At 68.6% G+C, this 17,088-nt stretch carries 16 protein-coding genes; 9 read left to right on the forward strand and 7 right to left on the reverse strand.

The window, feature by feature from the left end:
- The first annotated feature begins 1 nt into the window (after position 1).
- From B9Y70_RS04365 to crgA, 5 genes are read left to right on the forward strand one after another with little or no spacing between them, the layout of a single operon-like run.
- A complete protein-coding gene (locus B9Y70_RS04365) occupies positions 2 to 1,357 on the forward strand; it encodes an FtsW/RodA/SpoVE family cell cycle protein (RefSeq protein ID WP_085549034.1) in 1,356 nt (451 codons plus the stop codon).
- Positions 1,354 to 2,787, forward strand: coding sequence for a penicillin-binding transpeptidase domain-containing protein (locus tag B9Y70_RS04370; RefSeq protein ID WP_085549035.1), 1,434 nt, complete (start codon positions 1,354 to 1,356; stop codon positions 2,785 to 2,787). The genes B9Y70_RS04365 and B9Y70_RS04370 overlap by 4 nt, the downstream gene beginning before the upstream one ends.
- The gene (locus B9Y70_RS04375; protein ID WP_085549036.1) at positions 2,787 to 4,211 is read left to right on the forward strand and encodes a serine/threonine-protein kinase; all 1,425 of its coding nucleotides are present in this window, start codon (positions 2,787 to 2,789) and stop codon (positions 4,209 to 4,211) included. Before B9Y70_RS04370 ends, B9Y70_RS04375 begins: the two co-directional genes overlap by 1 nt.
- A complete protein-coding gene (pknB, locus tag B9Y70_RS04380) occupies positions 4,211 to 6,166 on the forward strand; it encodes a Stk1 family PASTA domain-containing Ser/Thr kinase (protein ID WP_085549037.1) in 1,956 nt (651 codons plus the stop codon). The genes B9Y70_RS04375 and pknB overlap by 1 nt, the downstream gene beginning before the upstream one ends.
- A gap of 54 nt (positions 6,167 to 6,220) precedes the next feature.
- On the forward strand, positions 6,221 to 6,487 hold the full coding sequence (gene crgA, locus B9Y70_RS04385) for a cell division protein CrgA (protein ID WP_085549038.1): 267 nt from the start codon (positions 6,221 to 6,223) through the stop codon (positions 6,485 to 6,487).
- Positions 6,488 to 7,038: 551 nt separating this feature from the next.
- On the opposite strand, the gene B9Y70_RS04390 is transcribed toward crgA, so the two are convergent.
- From B9Y70_RS04390 to B9Y70_RS04405, 4 genes are all read right to left on the reverse strand, one after another.
- A complete protein-coding gene (locus B9Y70_RS04390; protein ID WP_143337514.1) occupies positions 7,039 to 7,686 on the reverse strand; it encodes a rhomboid family intramembrane serine protease in 648 nt (215 codons plus the stop codon).
- A gap of 74 nt (positions 7,687 to 7,760) precedes the next feature.
- Positions 7,761 to 8,282: a peptidylprolyl isomerase gene (locus tag B9Y70_RS04395; protein ID WP_085549039.1), complete on the reverse strand. Its 522-nt coding sequence runs from the start codon at positions 8,280 to 8,282 to the stop codon at positions 7,761 to 7,763.
- Between the two features lie 46 nt (positions 8,283 to 8,328).
- Entirely contained in the window at positions 8,329 to 8,958 is a 630-nt protein-coding gene (locus B9Y70_RS04400) for an MBL fold metallo-hydrolase (RefSeq protein ID WP_085549156.1), read from the reverse strand.
- The gene (locus B9Y70_RS04405; protein WP_085549040.1) at positions 8,958 to 10,064 is read right to left on the reverse strand and encodes an S-(hydroxymethyl)mycothiol dehydrogenase; all 1,107 of its coding nucleotides are present in this window, start codon (positions 10,062 to 10,064) and stop codon (positions 8,958 to 8,960) included. The genes B9Y70_RS04400 and B9Y70_RS04405 overlap by 1 nt, the downstream gene beginning before the upstream one ends.
- A gap of 133 nt (positions 10,065 to 10,197) precedes the next feature.
- Here B9Y70_RS04405 and B9Y70_RS04410 point away from each other — a divergent pair, with 133 nt between their 5' ends.
- Positions 10,198 to 11,004 (forward strand): helix-turn-helix transcriptional regulator, encoded by an 807-nt coding sequence (locus B9Y70_RS04410; RefSeq protein ID WP_085549041.1) that lies wholly within the window; start codon positions 10,198 to 10,200, stop codon positions 11,002 to 11,004.
- A 59-nt stretch (positions 11,005 to 11,063) separates the two neighbouring features.
- Here the strand turns inward: B9Y70_RS04410 and metE are convergent, their stop codons facing one another.
- The gene (gene metE / locus B9Y70_RS04415; protein WP_085549042.1) at positions 11,064 to 13,379 is read right to left on the reverse strand and encodes a 5-methyltetrahydropteroyltriglutamate--homocysteine S-methyltransferase; all 2,316 of its coding nucleotides are present in this window, start codon (positions 13,377 to 13,379) and stop codon (positions 11,064 to 11,066) included.
- 67 nt (positions 13,380 to 13,446) lie between these two features.
- Positions 13,447 to 14,421, reverse strand: coding sequence for a methylenetetrahydrofolate reductase (locus tag B9Y70_RS04420; protein ID WP_085549043.1), 975 nt, complete (start codon positions 14,419 to 14,421; stop codon positions 13,447 to 13,449).
- A 305-nt stretch (positions 14,422 to 14,726) separates the two neighbouring features.
- Here B9Y70_RS04420 and B9Y70_RS04425 point away from each other — a divergent pair, with 305 nt between their 5' ends.
- The 3 genes from B9Y70_RS04425 to B9Y70_RS04435 all read left to right on the forward strand — a co-directional run bounded on the left by B9Y70_RS04425 (position 14,727) and on the right by B9Y70_RS04435 (position 16,157).
- Positions 14,727 to 15,422 carry a hypothetical protein gene (locus B9Y70_RS04425; RefSeq protein WP_143337515.1) on the forward strand — a complete coding sequence of 232 codons (696 nt, stop codon included), beginning with the start codon at positions 14,727 to 14,729 and terminating at the stop codon, positions 15,420 to 15,422.
- A gap of 88 nt (positions 15,423 to 15,510) precedes the next feature.
- The gene (locus B9Y70_RS04430; protein ID WP_143337516.1) at positions 15,511 to 15,768 is read left to right on the forward strand and encodes a hypothetical protein; all 258 of its coding nucleotides are present in this window, start codon (positions 15,511 to 15,513) and stop codon (positions 15,766 to 15,768) included.
- A 5-nt stretch (positions 15,769 to 15,773) separates the two neighbouring features.
- Positions 15,774 to 16,157 (forward strand): hypothetical protein, encoded by a 384-nt coding sequence (locus B9Y70_RS04435; RefSeq protein ID WP_085549046.1) that lies wholly within the window; start codon positions 15,774 to 15,776, stop codon positions 16,155 to 16,157.
- On the opposite strand, the gene B9Y70_RS04440 is transcribed toward B9Y70_RS04435, so the two are convergent.
- Positions 16,151 to 17,050: a cation diffusion facilitator family transporter gene (locus tag B9Y70_RS04440; RefSeq protein WP_085549047.1), complete on the reverse strand. Its 900-nt coding sequence runs from the start codon at positions 17,048 to 17,050 to the stop codon at positions 16,151 to 16,153. The two genes, B9Y70_RS04435 and B9Y70_RS04440, sit on opposite strands and share 7 nt — an antisense overlap.
- Positions 17,051 to 17,088 lie beyond the last annotated feature (38 nt).

A 17,088-nucleotide genomic window follows, 5' to 3' on the forward strand; every position in this document is an offset into this window, starting at 1 on the left:
CATGTCGCGTCTCATGGCCCGTCGCACCGAACTCGGTCTGCTCATCCTCGCCGCGATCGTGCTCACCGTCATGCTCGCCAGCCTGGAACTCTCCCAGGGCAACGCGCTGTCCACGGACATGCTGCAGCTCATCGGCGGTTTCGTCGTGGTGTTCTCCCTGGCGCACATCGCCCTGTGCTTCGCCGCCCCACACGCCGATCAGCTCATGCTGCCGGTGGCGGCCCTGCTCAACGGCATCGGCCTGGTGACCATCCACCGCCTGGACATCGCCAGCGGCTCGTCGCTGGCCTCCCGCCAGGTGATGTGGACCCTGGTCGGCATCGTCCTGCTCATCGGCGTGCTGTTCATCGTCCGCGAGCACAGACACCTGTCGAAGTACTCCTACCTCCTCGGCCTGCTGGGCCTCATCCTGCTGGCCCTGCCGCTGGTGTGGCCGACGTCGATCAACGCCGACGCCCGCATCTGGATCACCCTCGGACCGTTCTCCGTCCAGCCGGGCGAGTTCTCCAAGATCCTCCTGCTGCTCTTCTTCGCGCAGCTGCTGGCGTCCAAGCGCGCCCTGTTCAACATCGCGGGCTACCGCTTCCTGGGCCTGGATTTCCCACGTCTGCGTGACCTGGCGCCGATCCTCATGGTGTGGGCGATCGCCATCCTCATCATGGCCGCGTCCAACGACTTCGGCCCCGCGCTGCTGCTGTTCTCCACCGTGCTGGGCATGGTGTACCTGGCCACCGGCCGCGCGTCGTGGCTGCTCATCGGCGTCATGCTCGTCGCCGCGGGCGGCACCGCCGTGTACCAGGTGTCGGCGAAGATCCAGGACCGCGTGACCAACTTCCTCGACCCGGTGGCCAACTACGATTCCACCGGCTACCAGCTGTCCCAGGCCCTGTTCGGCATGTCCTGGGGTGGGGTGACCGGTACCGGACTGGGCCAGGGTCACCCGGAGATCGTCCCGGTCGCGCACTCGGACTTCATCCTCGCGGCCGTCGCGGAGGAGCTCGGCCTGGTGGGGATCGCCGCCGTGCTCATCCTCTTCGCACTGCTGGTCACCCGTGGTTTCCGCGCTGCCCTGCAGGTGCGTGACACCTACGGCAAGCTCGTCGCGGGCGGCCTGTCGCTGACGATCGCGATCCAGGTGTTCGTGGTCACCGCGGGCATCTCCGCGCTCATGCCGATGACCGGCCTGACCACGCCGTTCATGTCCGCCGGCGGCTCCTCGCTCATGGCGAACTACATCCTCCTCGGCCTGTTGCTGCGCATCTCGCACTCGGCCCGTCGCCCCGCCGACGATCCCGCGCTTGCCGACGCCGCCCCCGGCACCCATCTCTTCCAGGCGCAGGGTGGTGCCGTCCGATGAATCGTTCCCTGCGTTTCGCCTCGGCGTTCGCCATCCTGCTCATCCTCGTGCTCCTGGTGAACCTCACCTGGGTGCAGGCCTTCCGGGAGGACCAGTACGCCAACAACCCGCTCAACCAGCGCGGTTTCTACGAGATGAAGTCCATCCCGCGCGGGCAGATCGCCACCGGCGGCATGGTGCTCGCCTCCTCCTCCCAGGACGGCGACGGCTTCTACCAGCGTTCCTACCCCTCGGATGATCCGGCGGCCTTCGTGCCCGTCACGGGCTACCTCTCCGACCAGTACGGTGCCTCCGGCCTCGAGGCCTCCTACAACCAGGTGCTCAACGGCACCGACCCGGGCCTGTTCACCTCCCGGTGGATGGACACGCTCACCGGGAAGGAGACCGCCGGCGCCAACCTGGAGCTGACCCTCGACCCGCAGATGCAGCAGGTCGCGCACCAGCAGCTCACGGGCAACGGTTACGAGGGCGCGGTCGTCGCCCTGCGTCCGTCGACCGGTGCCGTCCTGGCGCTGGCCTCCTCCCCGGGCTACGACCCCAACGCCCTCGTCGACCCCGCCACCGCGTCGCAGGCGTGGGAGCAGGTGACACAGGCCCCGGGCAACCCGCTCATCAACCACGCCACGCAGGACACCCTGCCGGCGGGGTCGATCTTCAAGATCATCACCACCGCGGCGGGCCTGACCAACGGCTACTCCGCCGACTCGCAGCTCACCGGCGCCCCGGAGATCACCCTCCCCGGCACCACGACGACGCTGACGAACTACGGCGGCCAGGCGTGCGCCGGCGGCGGTGAGGTCTCCCTCGAGACCGCGTTCGCCCTGTCCTGCAACACCGCCTTCGTCCAGATGGCCGTCGACGTCGGCACCGACGCCTTCCGCTCCACCGCGGAGGCCTTCGGCGTCGGCGAGAACCACGACCTCGGCCTACCCACCTCCCCGGGCGGGCTGGGCGACGTCGCGGATGACGCCGCCCTCGGCCAGAGCGCCATCGGCCAGCGCGACGTCACCATGTCGGCGCTGCAGGCGGCGATCATGGCGGCGACCGTCGCCAACGACGGACGCCGGATGGAACCGTACGTCGTCGACAAGATCACCGGTGCGGACCTGCGCGAGCTGCGCACGGCCGACCCGAAGGAGGTCACCCAGGCCGTCTCCCCGGAGGTGGCCGCGCAGCTCGAGGAGCTCATGCTCGCCTCGGAGCGCAACACCGCCGGCGGGCGGGCGGGCATCGCCTCGAAGACGGGTACCGCCGAGCACGGCGACGAGGGCACCCCGCCGCACACGTGGTACGTCGCGTACCTGCCGGACAGTGATGTGGCGGTGGCGGTCGTCGTGAAGAACGGCGGCGGCATGGGCACCGGCGCGACCGGCGGCCGGGTGGCCTCTCCGGTCGGCCGCGCGGTGCTGGATGCGGCAGGGGGTGCGTGATGGCCGACATCGAGGGCCGCGAACGGCTCCAGAACCTCATCGGCGACGACTACCGCCTGCAGTGGATCATCGGCCACGGCGGCATGTCCACCGTGTGGCTCGCCGACGACACCGTCCACGACCGCGAGGTCGCGCTGAAGATCCTGCGCCCGGAGTTCTCGGACAACCGGGAGTTCCTCACCCGCTTCCGCAATGAGGCGGAGACGGCGGAGCTCATCGACTCCGACAACGTGGTGCGCACCTACGACTACCGCGAGATCCCCGATCCCGCGGGCCACACGTTCTGCTTCATCGCGATGGAGTACGTGCGTGGCGAATCCCTCGCCGATCTGCTGGCGCGGGAGAAGTCGCTCGACGAGGCGCTCGTCCTCGACGTGCTCGAGCAGGCCGCCCACGGCCTGTCGATCATCCACCGCATGGACCTGGTGCACCGCGACATCAAGCCGGGCAACCTCATGATCACGCAGAACGGCCAGGTGAAGATCACCGACTTCGGTATCGCCAAGGCCGCCGCCGCGGTGCCGCTGACGCGCACCGGCATGGTCGTCGGCACCGCGCAGTACGTCTCCCCGGAGCAGGCGCAGGGCAAGGAGGTCACGTCGGCGTCCGACGTGTACTCCCTCGCCGTCGTCGGGTACGAGATGCTCGCCGGGCAGCGCCCCTTCGTCGGCGACTCCTCCGTGTCGGTGGCGCTGGCGCACATCAGCCAGTCCCCGCCGCCGCTGTCGACATCCGTGTCCGCCGAGGCCCGCGAGCTCATCGGCATCGCCCTGCGCAAGGATCCGACGCAGCGTTTCGCGGACGGCAACGAACTGGCCCTCGCCGTCTCCGCCGTGCGCCTGGGCAAGCGTCCCCCGCAGCCGGCCTCGGCGGCGATGACACGGGTTGCGCAGGAGCCCGCGCCGACCGAGTCGACGCGCATGCTCGGCCAGGTCACGCACCCGACGACGATCCGCCCGGCTCAGACCATCGCGCCCCCGCCGCGTCCCCCGGCGCAGCGCCCGGCCGTGCAGCCGCAGCGGGACGGCGGTTTCGCCACCGGCCTGCTGCTCGCGGTGCTCATCGCGGCGCTGCTCGGCGGCGGCATGTACCTGGCGTGGCAGGCCGGCCTCTTCGAGGGCACCGACCCCGCACCGGTGACGAGCGAGCAGCCGACCACGCAGGAGATCATCACCGAGTGGGTCACCCCCACCCCGGAAGCGGAGCCGACCACGGAGCAGCCCCCGGAGACCGTCACCGAGTGGATCACGCCCACCCCGGAGCCGGAACCCGAGCCCGAGCCGGAACCGGAGCCGACACCGGAGACCACGCCGGACCCGGTGCAGCCGGAACAGCCCGCGCCCCCGGATAATGGTGGGGGAACCCCGGGTGAACTGGATCAGCTTCTCGAGGACCTGGGGAACCTGACCAACGGAGGTAACTGATGACGCTGATCGGTGACCGCTACGAGACCGCCGAGATCATCGGCACGGGCGGCATGTCCGAGGTCTTCGCCGCGGAGGACACCCTCCTCGGCCGGGGCGTCGCCGTGAAGATGCTCCGCCTGGAGCTGGCCCGGGACGTCAGTTTCCGGGAGCGTTTCCGCCGGGAGGCGCAGAACTCCGGTCGCCTCAACCATCCGGCGATCGTCGCGGTCTTCGACACCGGCGAGACCGTCGTCGACGGCATCGACGTCCCCTACATCGTCATGGAGCGCATCCACGGCCGCACCCTGCGCGACATCGTCCGCGAGGACGGCCCGATGAGCCCGGCGCGCGCCGCCGAGGTGCTCATCCCCGTCGCCGAGGCCCTGCAGCACAGCCACGAGGCCGGCATCATCCACCGCGACGTCAAGCCGGCGAACATCATGATCACCAACACCGGTGAGGTGAAGGTGATGGACTTCGGCATCGCCCGCGCCCTCGACGACTCGACCTCGGCGATGACGCAGACCTCGGCGGTCATCGGCACCGCCCAGTACCTCTCCCCCGAGCAGGCGCGCGGCCGCGCCGCCGACGCCCGCTCCGACGTCTACGCCCTCGGCTGCGTCCTCTACGAGTCGGTCACCGGCCGCCCGCCGTTCTCCGGCGAGTCGCCGTTCGCCGTCGCCTACCAGCATGTTCAGGAAGATCCGGAGGCCCCGTCCTCGCTTATCGACGCCCTGTCCCCCACCGCCGCCATCAACGTCGACGGTGTCGTGCTCACCGCCATGGCGAAGCATCCGGCGGACCGCTACCAGTCCGCCGCCGCCATGCGCGAGGACCTCGAGCGGCTGTCCCGCAACGCGGTGACCGAGGCCGCCCGCCACTACATCGCCGAGGAACAGCCGCCCGCCGACGACTCCCCCACCACGGTGACCCCGGTGGTGCGGGACGAGGAGGGGGCGTCGCGAAGCAACCGGTGGATGGCGTGGCTCGCCGCGCTGCTCGCCGTGCTCGCGCTCGGCATCGGCGGCGCGTTCGTGTGGGACATTACACGAGACGACGAGCAGGCCGTCGCCCAGATGGTGTCCGTGCCGGACGTCACCGGCCTGGCCCGCCAGGACGCCACCGCCCGGCTCGAGGCCCTCGAGCTGCGCGTCGACGTCAACGAGGAGCCCTCCCCCGACATCCCCCGCGGCACCGTCATCCGCACCAACCCCACCGCCGGATCGCAGCTGCAGAAGGGCACCTCCGTCACCCTCACCGTCTCCAGCGGGCGGGAGATCACCGACGTCCCCGACGTCACCGGGCTCACCCCCGCCGAGGCCGCCGAGGCACTCGCCGAGGTCGACCTCCACCTGGAACAGCAGGTCATCGAGGCCAGCTCCGAGACCATCACCGCCGGCCGCATCATGGAACAGAGCCCGCCGGCCGGGTCGCAGATCTCCAAGGGATCGCGCGTCACCATCACCGTGTCCACCGGCCCGGCGCTCGTGCGCATCCCCGCGCTGTCCGGCATGCAGGTGCAGCAGGCGGAGGCGACGCTCACCAGCCTGGGCTTCACCCCGGAGGTGACCATGGTCGACTCCTCCGAACCGGAGGGCCACGTGCTCAGCGTGGAAAACGAGGGTGCCCAGGTCGTCCGCGGCACCGTCGTCCGCATGGAGGTGTCCAACGGGATGATCATCACCATGCCCGACCTCAGCCGCCGCACCGAGGCCGACGCCCGGGCCGTCCTCGTCGACGCCGGCTGGGCCGGGGAACTGCGGATCGGCGAACCGGTCAAGACCGGTGCGCTTGTCGACGAAGACCTCACCGCCGCCACCGACCCCGCCGCCGGCACCGAGATCCGCAGGGACTCCGTGGTCACCCTCCGCCTGTGGGAGTTCGACGTCAGTGTCTTCCTCCCCGACCCCGCGGGGGCGCCCGCCGCCGAACCCGCCCCGGGTCCCCTCGACGGCCTCCTCGGTCGCCGATGAGCCCGCGCTGCTACTCTTAGACCCACCCTGACACCCCGTTGAAAGGCCCTGACGATGCCCAAGGCAAAGATCACCCGGAATGCCATCCCCGCCTCCACCTCGAGTGCCAACCGCACCCCGGTGAAGATCAACACCGGTGGCACGCCCGTCTGGTACAAGGCCCTCATGTTCGGGCTCATGCTCCTGGGCCTGCTGTGGCTGGTGGTCAATTACCTCGCCGGGCACCAGATCCCCTTCATGGTCGAGCTCGGCGTGTGGAACTACGCCATCGGTTTCGGCCTCTTCGTCCTGGGTCTGCTCATGACCATGGGATGGCGTTAGCTCCTCAGACTCCTCCATCCGCGGGTGCCACCACCCCGGCCGCAGACGTTGCGGTCGGGGTGGTCTTTTTTGTGCGGCGGGGGTAGATCATCGTGCAGTAGTGCCGTTGGCGGGCCTGCAGAATCCCACTACTGCACGATGATCGACCTGCCGGCGTCGTGCCAAGGTTGTGAAGGGCGACTGCCGTGGACATCGGGACGCGTGTGGCGGTTGTGAACAACCGGACCAGTTATCCCCAGTTATCCCCAGTTATCCCCAGCAGCGCCCCGGATTCCACCGTTTTATCCACCGGTCCACACCCCGCGGATTCATCCACAGGAGTTATCCACACTGTGGATAGTTACATGGATGTCACTATTCGAATGACACACCCGAAGAATCGTCCCCCACCCCGTCGACGTGGCATTTCCCCAGGAGATTCGAACATCTGCGCAGGTGGGGAAAACTGTCCACACAGTTATCCACAGTCTGGGGAGAACCCGGGGAAGGAGAGATTCTTCACACTCTCCACAGATCCATCCCCAGCCTGTGGATAACTTTCGAATCACAGATCATACAGCGAGCACCGCGGCACACGATGCCGCCAACACTGCGAGGACGCCCACCCACCGCACGCGGTGGTCCCGGTGGACGAAGAAGAACACCATCGCCGCCCCCGCGAACAGGCCGCCCATGTGCCCCCACAGCGACACCGACGGTGCCAGGAACGTGTACACCACGTTCACCGCCACGAGTGTGAGAGGTGCCCGGAGATCCCCGCCCCGGACCCGCGCCACCCCGACGAGCAGCACCATGAGTGCGAACAGCGCCCCCGACGCGCCCGCCGTCGGCTGGGCCCAGTCCATCCACAGCACCGTCGCGCTCGCCCCGATGCCCCCGGCCAGGAACGCCGCCCCGTACAGCGCCGTCCCCGCGAACTTCTCGATCTCCCGCCCCACCAGCATGAGCAGGAAACTGTTGATGGCCACATGCCCTAAATCGATGTGGAGGAACACCGCCCCCAGTGCACGCAGGCGGTCGAGCCCGCCCGTGGACACCTCGGGGCCGTAGAGCAACCAGGCCCGGCCCAGCTCGGAGGCGTGGAGATTGTCCATCAGCGAGCGGGACTCCACCGCCGTGATGACATAGACGATGACGGCGGCGGCGGTGAAGAACGTGGTGGCGGGGGCGTCGGCCCACCAGCGGCGCAGGATGGTCACAGTGACATCTTCCCGGAATCGGCGAGGCCCGCGACGTCGACAAGCGACGCGCGGGCCAAAGCGGGGGTGGAACTCTAGGCGATGGTGACGGACTCGATCATGACCGGGTCGTTCGGGCGGTCCATGCGGTCGGTCGGGGTGGTGGCGATAGCGTCGACGACCTTGCGGGACTCCTCGTCCACGACCTCACCGAAGATGGTGTGGCGGTTGTTCAGGTGCGGGGTCGGGACAACGGTGATGAAGAACTGGGAACCGTTGGTGCCCGGGCCGGCGTTGGCCATGGCCAGCAGGTACGGACGGTCGAACTGGAGCTCCGGGTGGAACTCGTCGGCGAACATGTAGCCCGGGCCGCCACGGCCGGTGCCGGTCGGGTCGCCGCCCTGGATCATGAAGCCGTCGATGACGCGGTGGAACACGGCGCCGTCGTAGAACGGGCCGGACTTCTCACCGGAGGCGTTCTCGGTGGAGTACTCCTTGGAGCCGTCCGCCAGGCCGACGAAGTTGTCGACGGTGGCCGGGGCGTGGTTGCCGAAGAGCTCGATGACGATGTCGCCACGGTTGGTGTGCAGAGTCGCAGTTGCGGTCTTGTTGGTCATGGCGGCCAGTCTAGCGAAAGTGCCGCCGGGTGAGGTGACAGCGGACTCAGTAGCCGCGCCTGATCCACTCCTCGAGGTGCGGTGCCTCGGCACCGACAGTGGTGTGGTCGCCGTGGCCGGTGCGCACGACGGTCTCCGCGGGCAGGTCGAGGACCGACTTCTGCAGCGAGGCGATGATCGTGTCGAAGGAGGAGTACTTACGTCCCGTTGCACCCGGGCCACCCTGGAAGAGAGTGTCACCGGAGAACAGCTCGTCTGCCTCCGGCAGGTAGAGGCAGCAGGATCCGGGAGAGTGTCCGGGGGTGTTGAGCACCTGCATGTCGGTGCCGGCGATCTGGAAGACCTGACCCTCGGCGAGATCTTCATGGGCGAGACCCGGGTGGGTCTCGTCCCACAGCATCTGGTCGCCGGGATGGACGTAGATGGGTGCGTCGAGCTTCGTGGACAGCTCCGGGGCGACGGTGATGTGGTCGTTGTGGGCGTGGGTGCAGATGATGCCCCTGACCCTGCGGCCGGCCACCTTCTCGATGATGGGGGCAGCGTCATGGGCGGCATCGATGATGAACACCTCGGAATCGTCGCCGACGATCCAGATGTTGTTGTCGACGTCCCACTCACCGCCGTCGAGGATGAACTTTCCGGAGGTCTCGACATGGTCGATACGAAGGCCGGTCATCACAGGATCACCACCGAACGCAGCACGTCGCCGGATTTCATGGTGTCGAAGGCCTCCTCCACGTCGCCGAGGCCGATGCGCTCGGAGACGAACTTGTCCAGTGGAAAGCGGTCCTGCAGGTGCAGGTCCACGTAGAGCGGGAAGTCCCGCTCGGGCAGGCAGTCGCCGTACCAGGCCGGGCGCAGGGATCCGCCGCGGCCGTAGAAGTCGATGGCCGGGACGTCGATACGCGAGGTGAGGTTCGGAACGCCGACCATGACCATGCGGCCCGCGTGGTCGCGGGAGTAGAAAGCCTGCTGCCAGGTGGGCATGATCCCCACCGCGTCGATCGCGACGTCGGTGCCGAAGCCGCCGGTGATCTCACGGATCCTGGCGACGACCTCCGAATCCTCGCCCTCGCCGGTGAGCTGCGAGGAGTCGATGACGTGGGTGGCGCCGAACTCCCTGGCCCAGTCCAGCTTCTTCGGGTCGATGTCCACGGCGATGATGGTGGTCGCCCCGGCGATCTTCGCGCCCGCGACCGCGGCCATGCCGACGCCGCCGAGGCCGAAGACCGCGACGGACTCCCCGGGCTTGATCTCACCGGTGTTGACGGCGGCGCCCAGGCCGGCCATGATGCCGCAGCCCAGCAGGCCGGCGGCGGCCGGATCCTCGTCGGGGTTGACCCTGGTGCACTGGCCCTCGTGGACGAGGGTCTTCTCGGCGAAGGCACCGATGCCCAGGGCCGGGGTCAGCTCGGTGCCGTCCGTCAGGGTCATCCTGCGGGAGGCGTTGTGGGTGTTGAAGCAGTACTTCGGGTCGCCCTTGCGGCAGGCGCGGCACTCACCGCACACGGCCCTCCAGTTCAGGACGACGAAATCCCCGACCTCGACGTGGGTGACGGCGTCGCCGACGGTCTCGACGATGCCGGCGGCTTCGTGACCGAGGAGGAAGGGGTAGTCGTCGGCGATGTCACCGTCGCGGTACGCCAGGTCGGTGTGGCACACGCCGCACGCCTGGATATTGACGATGACGTCGTTGGGTCCCGGGTCGGGGATGACGATGTCGGTCTGCTCGACCGGTGCCCCCTTCTCCCGGGAGATTATTCCGGTGACGGTTGTGCTCAAGGCGTCCTCCTTAATGGGTGATGGCCCTCGGGTGAAGAATCTTCTGCATGCACCCCAAGGTTAGGCCTTTCACCGCGTGGGCATGATCGCCAGGTAGGGCAGTCCGACTACCCGGATTGGTAGGGTAGCGGTCATGACATCAGTCAGCTCGGCGCAGGATGGTGCCGTCCCCAACTCCGAGACGCCGATGATCCTGCTGCAGTCGGTGCTCGCGGTCCTGCGGTCGCGCACCCTGTCTGACCAGGCGGCCCGCGTGGAGGCTGAACGGATCGCCTCCGACGGGATCCTGGTGCTGGGAAACGAGCGGCCGAAGCCCAGGGGTGGGATCGAACCGGTGGATTCGGCGTTCCGGGAGCTCGAGGATGAACTGGCGACGCTCGTCCGGCATGAGGTGCTCACGTTCGACCTGGTGCCCCCTCCCGAGGACGGGCGCGCTCTTCCGGTCTCCGTCGCCGAGGCCGCCCGGGAGGTGGTCCGCCTACTGGTCCTCATCAGCCTGGAGGACCATGACGTGTCCCGCGTGCGGATCAAGTGGGACTGTGACGGGACAAATCTGCTGGTGGAGTTCCGCGACGACGGTGCCGGCGGACGGGAGCGCTCGGACGACATCTACCGGCAGGTGTCGGAACGTATCCAGCGCACCGGTGGACACTGGGACATGGAGTCCACCGCCGGATGGGGATCGGTGCTCAGCATCGTCTTCCCCCTGGATGAGCCCCGCACCAGCTTTGCCCGGCTGGACGGGCTGACCAATGTCCAGCGGGACGTGCTGACTCTGGTCACGCGGGGGATGACCAACGCTGAAATCGCCGTTCAGCTGCACCTGTCCGCCAACACCATCAAGTATCACGTGGGCAATCTGATGAGGAAGTTCGGGGTCACGCGCAGAACGGAACTGGCGGTGCATTCCATCGCCAGGAATCAGCAGATGCCGCTGTGAATCACCACGGGCCCGGCCCCACCTGAGGTGGAACCGGGCCCGCAGCGTTCACGCAGGTACTACAGGGACTCGACCACGAGGTCGCGGGCGAGGACCATGTTGCGCAGGGACTGCTCGGTCTCCTCGTAACCGCGGGTCTTCAGGCCGCAGTCCGGGTTGACCCACAGGCGCTCGGTCGGCACGTTGACCAGGGCGGCCTTGATGAGCTCGGTGAGCTCGGCGACATCCGGGACACGCGGGGAGTGGATGTCCCAGATGCCCGGTCCGATCTCGGAGTGGAAGGACTCGTCGAGGTCGGCGAGCAGCTCCATGCGGGAGCGGGCGGCCTCGATGGAGGTGACGTCGGCGTCGAGGGCGGCGACGGCGTCGATGATCTGGCCGAACTCCGAGTAGCAGAGGTGGGTGTGGATCTGGGTGGTCGGCTTCGCGTCGAGGGAGACGAGGCGGAAGGAGCGGACGGCCCAGTCGAGGTACGCGGGGCGGTCCTCCTCGCGCAGCGGCAGCAGCTCGCGGAGGGCCGGCTCGTCGATCTGGATGATGTCGATGCCGGCGGCCTCGAGGTCGGCGACCTCGTCGGCCAGGGCGACGCCGATCTGGTCGGCGGAGACGGACTTCGGCACATCGTCGCGGGTGAAGGACCAGGCGAGGATGGTCACCGGGCCGGTGAGCATGCCCTTGACGTGCTTCTCGGACAGGGACTGGGCGTACTTGGCCCACTCGACGGTCATGGCCTTCGGGCGGGAGACATCGCCGACGACGATGGAGGGGCGGGTGCAGCGGGAGCCGTAGGACTGGACCCAGCCGTGCTCGGTGGTGACGAAGCCGTCGAGGAGCTCGGCGAAGTACTGGACCATGTCGTTGCGCTCGGGCTCGCCGTGGACGAGGACGTCGATGCCGAGGCGCTCCTGCAGCTCGATGACGGACTTGACCTCGTCCTTGAGGGCGTCGACGTACTGGTCGTCGGTGAGGGTGCCGGAGCGGTGGTCGGCGCGGGCCTTGCGGATCTCGGTGGTCTGCGGGAAGGAGCCGATGGTGGTGGTCGGCAGCTGCGGCAGGTTGAGGACCTTCTGGGCCTCGACGCGGCCGGCGAACTCGGGCTGGCGGGCGACCTGGCCGTCGGGAAGCGCGGCGACGCGGTCCTGGACCGCCTGGTTGTGGGTGCGTGCGGACTCGCGGCGGGTGCGCACGGCGCGGTCGGAGCGGGCGAAGGCGTCGGCGGCGGCGACGGTGCCACCCTCGATGGCGGCGGCCAGGGCCTTCGCCTCGCCGATCTTCTCGTCGGCGAAGGAGAGCCAGCCGGCGACGTCGACCGGGAGGTTCTTCTCGACGGCGACGGTGTGCGGCACGTGCTGCAGGGAGACGGAGGAGGTGACGGCGAGCTTCTCGACGCCGCCCTTCTTCAGCTCCTCGAGCACGGACAGGCGCTCACGCAGGTCGGCGGCCCAGATGTTGCGGCCGTCGATGACGCCGGCGGCGAGGGTGATGTCGGTGCCGGCGACGGCCTTCGCGACGCGCTCGACGTAGCCCTTCTCGTTGCCCAGGGTGACCGGGGCGAGGTCGACGGCGAGGGCCTCCGGCTGCGCACCGACGAGGGCGTCGAGGCCGGCGCGCAGGGCACCGTACGGGGTGGTGATGAGGACCTGCGGGCGGTTCTCCTCGCCGAGGATCTCCTTGTAGACCTCGGCGGCGTGGTCTGCCAGCTCCTGGTCGGTGGCGATGGTGAGGTCGGCGACCAGGGCCGGCTCGGCCAGCTGGATCCACTCGACGCCGGCCTCCTTGAGGGCGGCGAGGACCTGCTTGTACGCGGCGGTCAGGTCGGCGAGGCGGGTGAGCGGGTTGAAGCCCTCACCGGCGTCCTCGGTGGCCTTGGACTTGGCCAGCAGGGTGACCGGGCCGACGAGGAACGGGCGGACGACGTGACCGGCGGCCTTGGCCTCGGCGACGATGTCGAGGATGCGCTGCGGGCGCGGGGTGATGACGGTGTTCTCGGAGACCTCCGGAACGAGGTAGTGGTAGTTGGTGTCGAACCACTTGGTCATCTCGAGCGGGGAGCGCTCGGCGGTGCCGCGGGCCAGGGCGAAGTACTCGGTGAGGTCGATCTCTGCGGCGTCGCCACCGATGAGGCCGACGGTGACGGCGGTCTCGAGCACCTGGTCGTAGAGGGCGACGTCGGCCGGGATGGCGTAGTCCTGGTCGAGGCCCAGGTCACGCAGACGGGCGTAGTTCTCGACGCGGATGGAGTGCGCGGAGGAGGTGAAGGTCTCCTCGTCGATGCGACCGGCCCAGAAGGACTCGAGGGCCTTCTTGAGCTCGCGGTTGGCGCCGACGCGCGGGTAGCCCTCGATGGTGAAGGTGGGGAAAGCGGAGGAAGACATGGAGAGGTGAGCCTTTCAGGGAACTCAGGAAGTTAATCGGTGAAATGTGCGGCTGGGAGGGAGGCCCTCACCCGGTGGTCGGGGGGACGATTCCGATGCGGTCCAGCAGCTCGGTGGTGGTGTCCGGCCGGTTGAACGTGTACACGTGCATCCCCCCGGCACCGGCGGCCAGGATGGTCTGCGCGAGCTCGGCCGTGAGGTCGAGGCCCGTCTGGTACTCGCTCTCCGGGCCTGCCGCCTCCAGCCGGCGGATGAGCCGGTCGGGGACGGTGAGCCCGGAGAGCTGTCCCATTCGGTGCAGTCTCGCGACGGATGTCATCGGCATGATGCCGGGGATGAGCGGAATGCGTACTCCCGCGAGGCGGGCGCGCTCGGCGAAGCGGAGGTAGTCCTCGGCGTCGAAGAAGAGCTGCGTGATGGCGAAGTCGGCGCCGAGGCGCTGCTTGGTGAGCAGCACGTCGATGTCCTCGTCCATGTTGGCGGACTCCTCGTGGCCGCTGGGGTAGGCGGCGACGCCGATGGCGAGGCGGCCGGCTCCGAAGCGGGCGACCTGGTCGTCCTCGATGGACTGGATGAGGTTGATGAGGTCGGTGGCGTGCGGCAGGTAGCCGGCGGGCATCTCGGTCTGCCCCTCGGCGAGGTCACCGCGGAGGGCGAGGAGGCCGCGCACGCCGGAGTCCATGAGGCGGTTGATCCAGCCGATGAGCTCCTCGCGGGTCCCGGCGGTGCAGGCCAGGTGGGCCAGCGTCGGGATGCGGGTGGAGGCGGTGATCTTCTCGATGAACCGGGCGGTGCCCTCCAGCCAGCCGGAGTTCCGGGAGCTGGTGACGGAGATGTAGTCCGGGTTGTAGGACTGCAGGGTGGCGAGGAGGGCGTCGATGGTGGCCTCGTCGGCGTCGTGACGCGGGGGCATGACCTCGAACGACAGGGAGGTGCGTTCGGGGACGCGGACCTGGCGGCTCTCCTCGGGATCGAAGGTGTCCAACGGGGCGGAGGCGGAGAATCGACGCTTGGCGCTGTGGTGCGGCGCGGCTGCGTTCATCGTGGTGTCCTCCTCTGCGGCGTCCCGTTGGGCAAGTGGCTGTGAATGTAGCAAGCCAATGGTTTGCGGCGGGTAATTTTTCCAAAGGTATGATGTTGGCTTACGGCTGTGACCTGCTCCAACCACCCTACCAGGGCATGAATATAATTCCGTCCGAAGGCCGATTTTTCGGCCCAAAATGAACCAAGCTGTCCACTTTTGTTTTCCCAGCATGGTTCGCAGGATCCGCACCGGCTAATCCGGGCGCACAGGGGATGTTCGTCGCTACGCTGGAGGGCAGACAGATCAACCCGAAGGAGCACACCGTGAACCCCGCCACCATCAAGATGCTGCTGGATGCTTTCTCCACCGTCCGCGAGCGAGTGAAGGACTACAACGAGAAGAAGGCCCGCGAGGCCTACGATCTGCTGTCCGACGCCGCCGACCGCGTCGACATCGACGGTCTGCGCTCCCGCGGCGAGGAGCTTCTCGACGAGAGCCGCCGGGAGGCCGGCAACGTCACCCAGGCAGCCCACCTGCGCCTCGACGCCGCCAAGAAGCGCCTGGCCAAGGTCGCCGACAACACCCCGGCGCGGAAGCGCGCGAAGAAGGCGCAGTGCCGCCGCAACTGGAGCCTCGCCGGCCTGGCGACCCTGCTCATCGCCGCCATCGGCGGGGCCGTCTACTGGTTCACCCGCCAGCAGCAGGCACCGGGCGACACCCCGCCGCGCGTCGAGGACTTCTCCGGCGGTGAGGCACCGGCCACCGAGTCGAAGCTCGTCTACTCCACCACCACCCCGGGTTCCCCGGAGGAGGGCGTGTCCGAGCGCGACGAGGAGCTGCTGGGCTCCCTCGACGAGCAGCTAGAGAAGCACCGCCTGGCCGCCGAGGACGAGGCCGGCGAGTTCGAGATCGCCGATGACGTGACCGGTGAGGAGGCCGTCGACACCGACGATCCGATCAACGACGAGACCGTCGACGACGTCACCGACCCGGACGCGGAGTCCGGCGAGCAGAAGTAGTCCAGACGACAGGCGCCCTTTCCCCACCCGGGAGAGGGCGCTTTCCCGTGCCCTGCATGTGATGCACCGCACATGTACGCTCGGCGGCATGCGTATGAACGTGCTGACCGTCAAGACCATCGAGGACCTGACCCTCTACTTCCGCGCCCAGTCCAGGGAGAAGGACGAGAACGGCCTGCCCGAGGTGGACAACGTCGAGCGTCTGCGCGCCGTGATGGAGTCCGAGGACCCGGACGCCGCCTTCGAGTGCGAGGACCTCCACGGCGACCTGCGCACCGTCCCCGCCGCAGAGATCTCGCAGTACGACGTCGAGATGATGGAGGACACCGCCATCCGCGGTCACTAGAGTCCATGAGCTTCGAGTTCCAGGATTTCGAGACGCTCGTCGAGATTCCGGGCGAGGGGCAGGTCCGCCTCGTCCTCTCCGATGACCTCGACGCGGCTTACGCTCCCCTGTCACCGGAGATGACGGCGCGCATCGCTGACGCTCTCGATAAGGCCCCGGGGTGGTTGGCGGTGGCGCGGGAGCGGATCCGGGAGGAGTTTCCGGACGGTGAGGCACCCGAGCTGACCAGCGTGTGCGTGCTGTCCGAACCCCCGGAACCCTGGCGCTTCGGGGTGTCCTTCTGGGTGGCGGAGGATCGCGAGCACGGTCGGGGCCTGCAGTTCGCCGCCACCGAGACCGGGGGTTACACCGTCGTGGAGTACGGGGGCGCCGAGGTGGCCTTCTACTGACCCCGGCACACCGCCTCGTGCTCGACGTGCCCGGGGTGTTCGAGCTGGATCGTCGAATGCTCGATGTGCAACCCGCGCAGCGCCTCCTGCGCCGACCCGAGCACCCCACACTCCCCCGCCGGCACGCACGCCTCATCGACGACGAGGTGGGCCGTGGCGAGCGGGGTCTGCCCGTCGGTGGACCAGACGTGCAGGTCGTGGACGGCGATCACACCCGGGAGCCGGGTGAGTGCGCGTTCCACTTCCCGCGTATCGACGCCCCGCGGCGCCTTCTCCATGAGCACCCCCAGCGTCTGCCACAGCAGGCTGAGCGCCCGAGGCAGGACGAACGCGACGATGGCCAGGGAGGCCACGGTGTCGGCGTGCGCCCAGCCGGTGAACCGGATGACCAGGGCGGCGATGATGACCGCCACCGAGCCGAGCATGTCGGCGATGACGTGGAGGAACGCGCCGCGGACGTTGAGGTTGTCCTCGCGGTGCCGGGAGAGCACCCACGCCGACGCCGCGTTGGCCACCAGGCCGACGACGGCGACCCCGAGCATGAGCGTGGTGTCGATGTCGTGGTGCCCGCCGAGGCGCCCGAGGGCCTGCACGAGGATCCACACCACCACGCCGGTCACGACGAGGGCGTTGAGCAGGGCCGCGAGGACCTCGACGCGGCGGTACCCGAAGGTCGCGCTTGCCGACGCCGCCCGCTTCCCCACCACCGCCGCGAGCAGGGCGATGATGAGGCCGGCGGCGTCGGAGAGCATGTGCATGGCGTCGGAAAGCAACGCCAGCGAGCCGGACACGAGTCCGCCGATGAGCTCGGCGAGGAACACCGTGCCGGTGATGCCGACGGCGATGCCGAGTGCGCGCAGGGGCGCGTGCCCGTGGTCATGATCGTGTGCCATGACCCCAGGCTAGCTTAATGAAACGTTATTGAAAACGT

This window comes from Corynebacterium pollutisoli (assembly GCF_900177745.1).
In the GTDB taxonomy this organism is placed as follows: Bacteria; Actinomycetota; Actinomycetes; order Mycobacteriales; family Mycobacteriaceae; genus Corynebacterium; species Corynebacterium pollutisoli.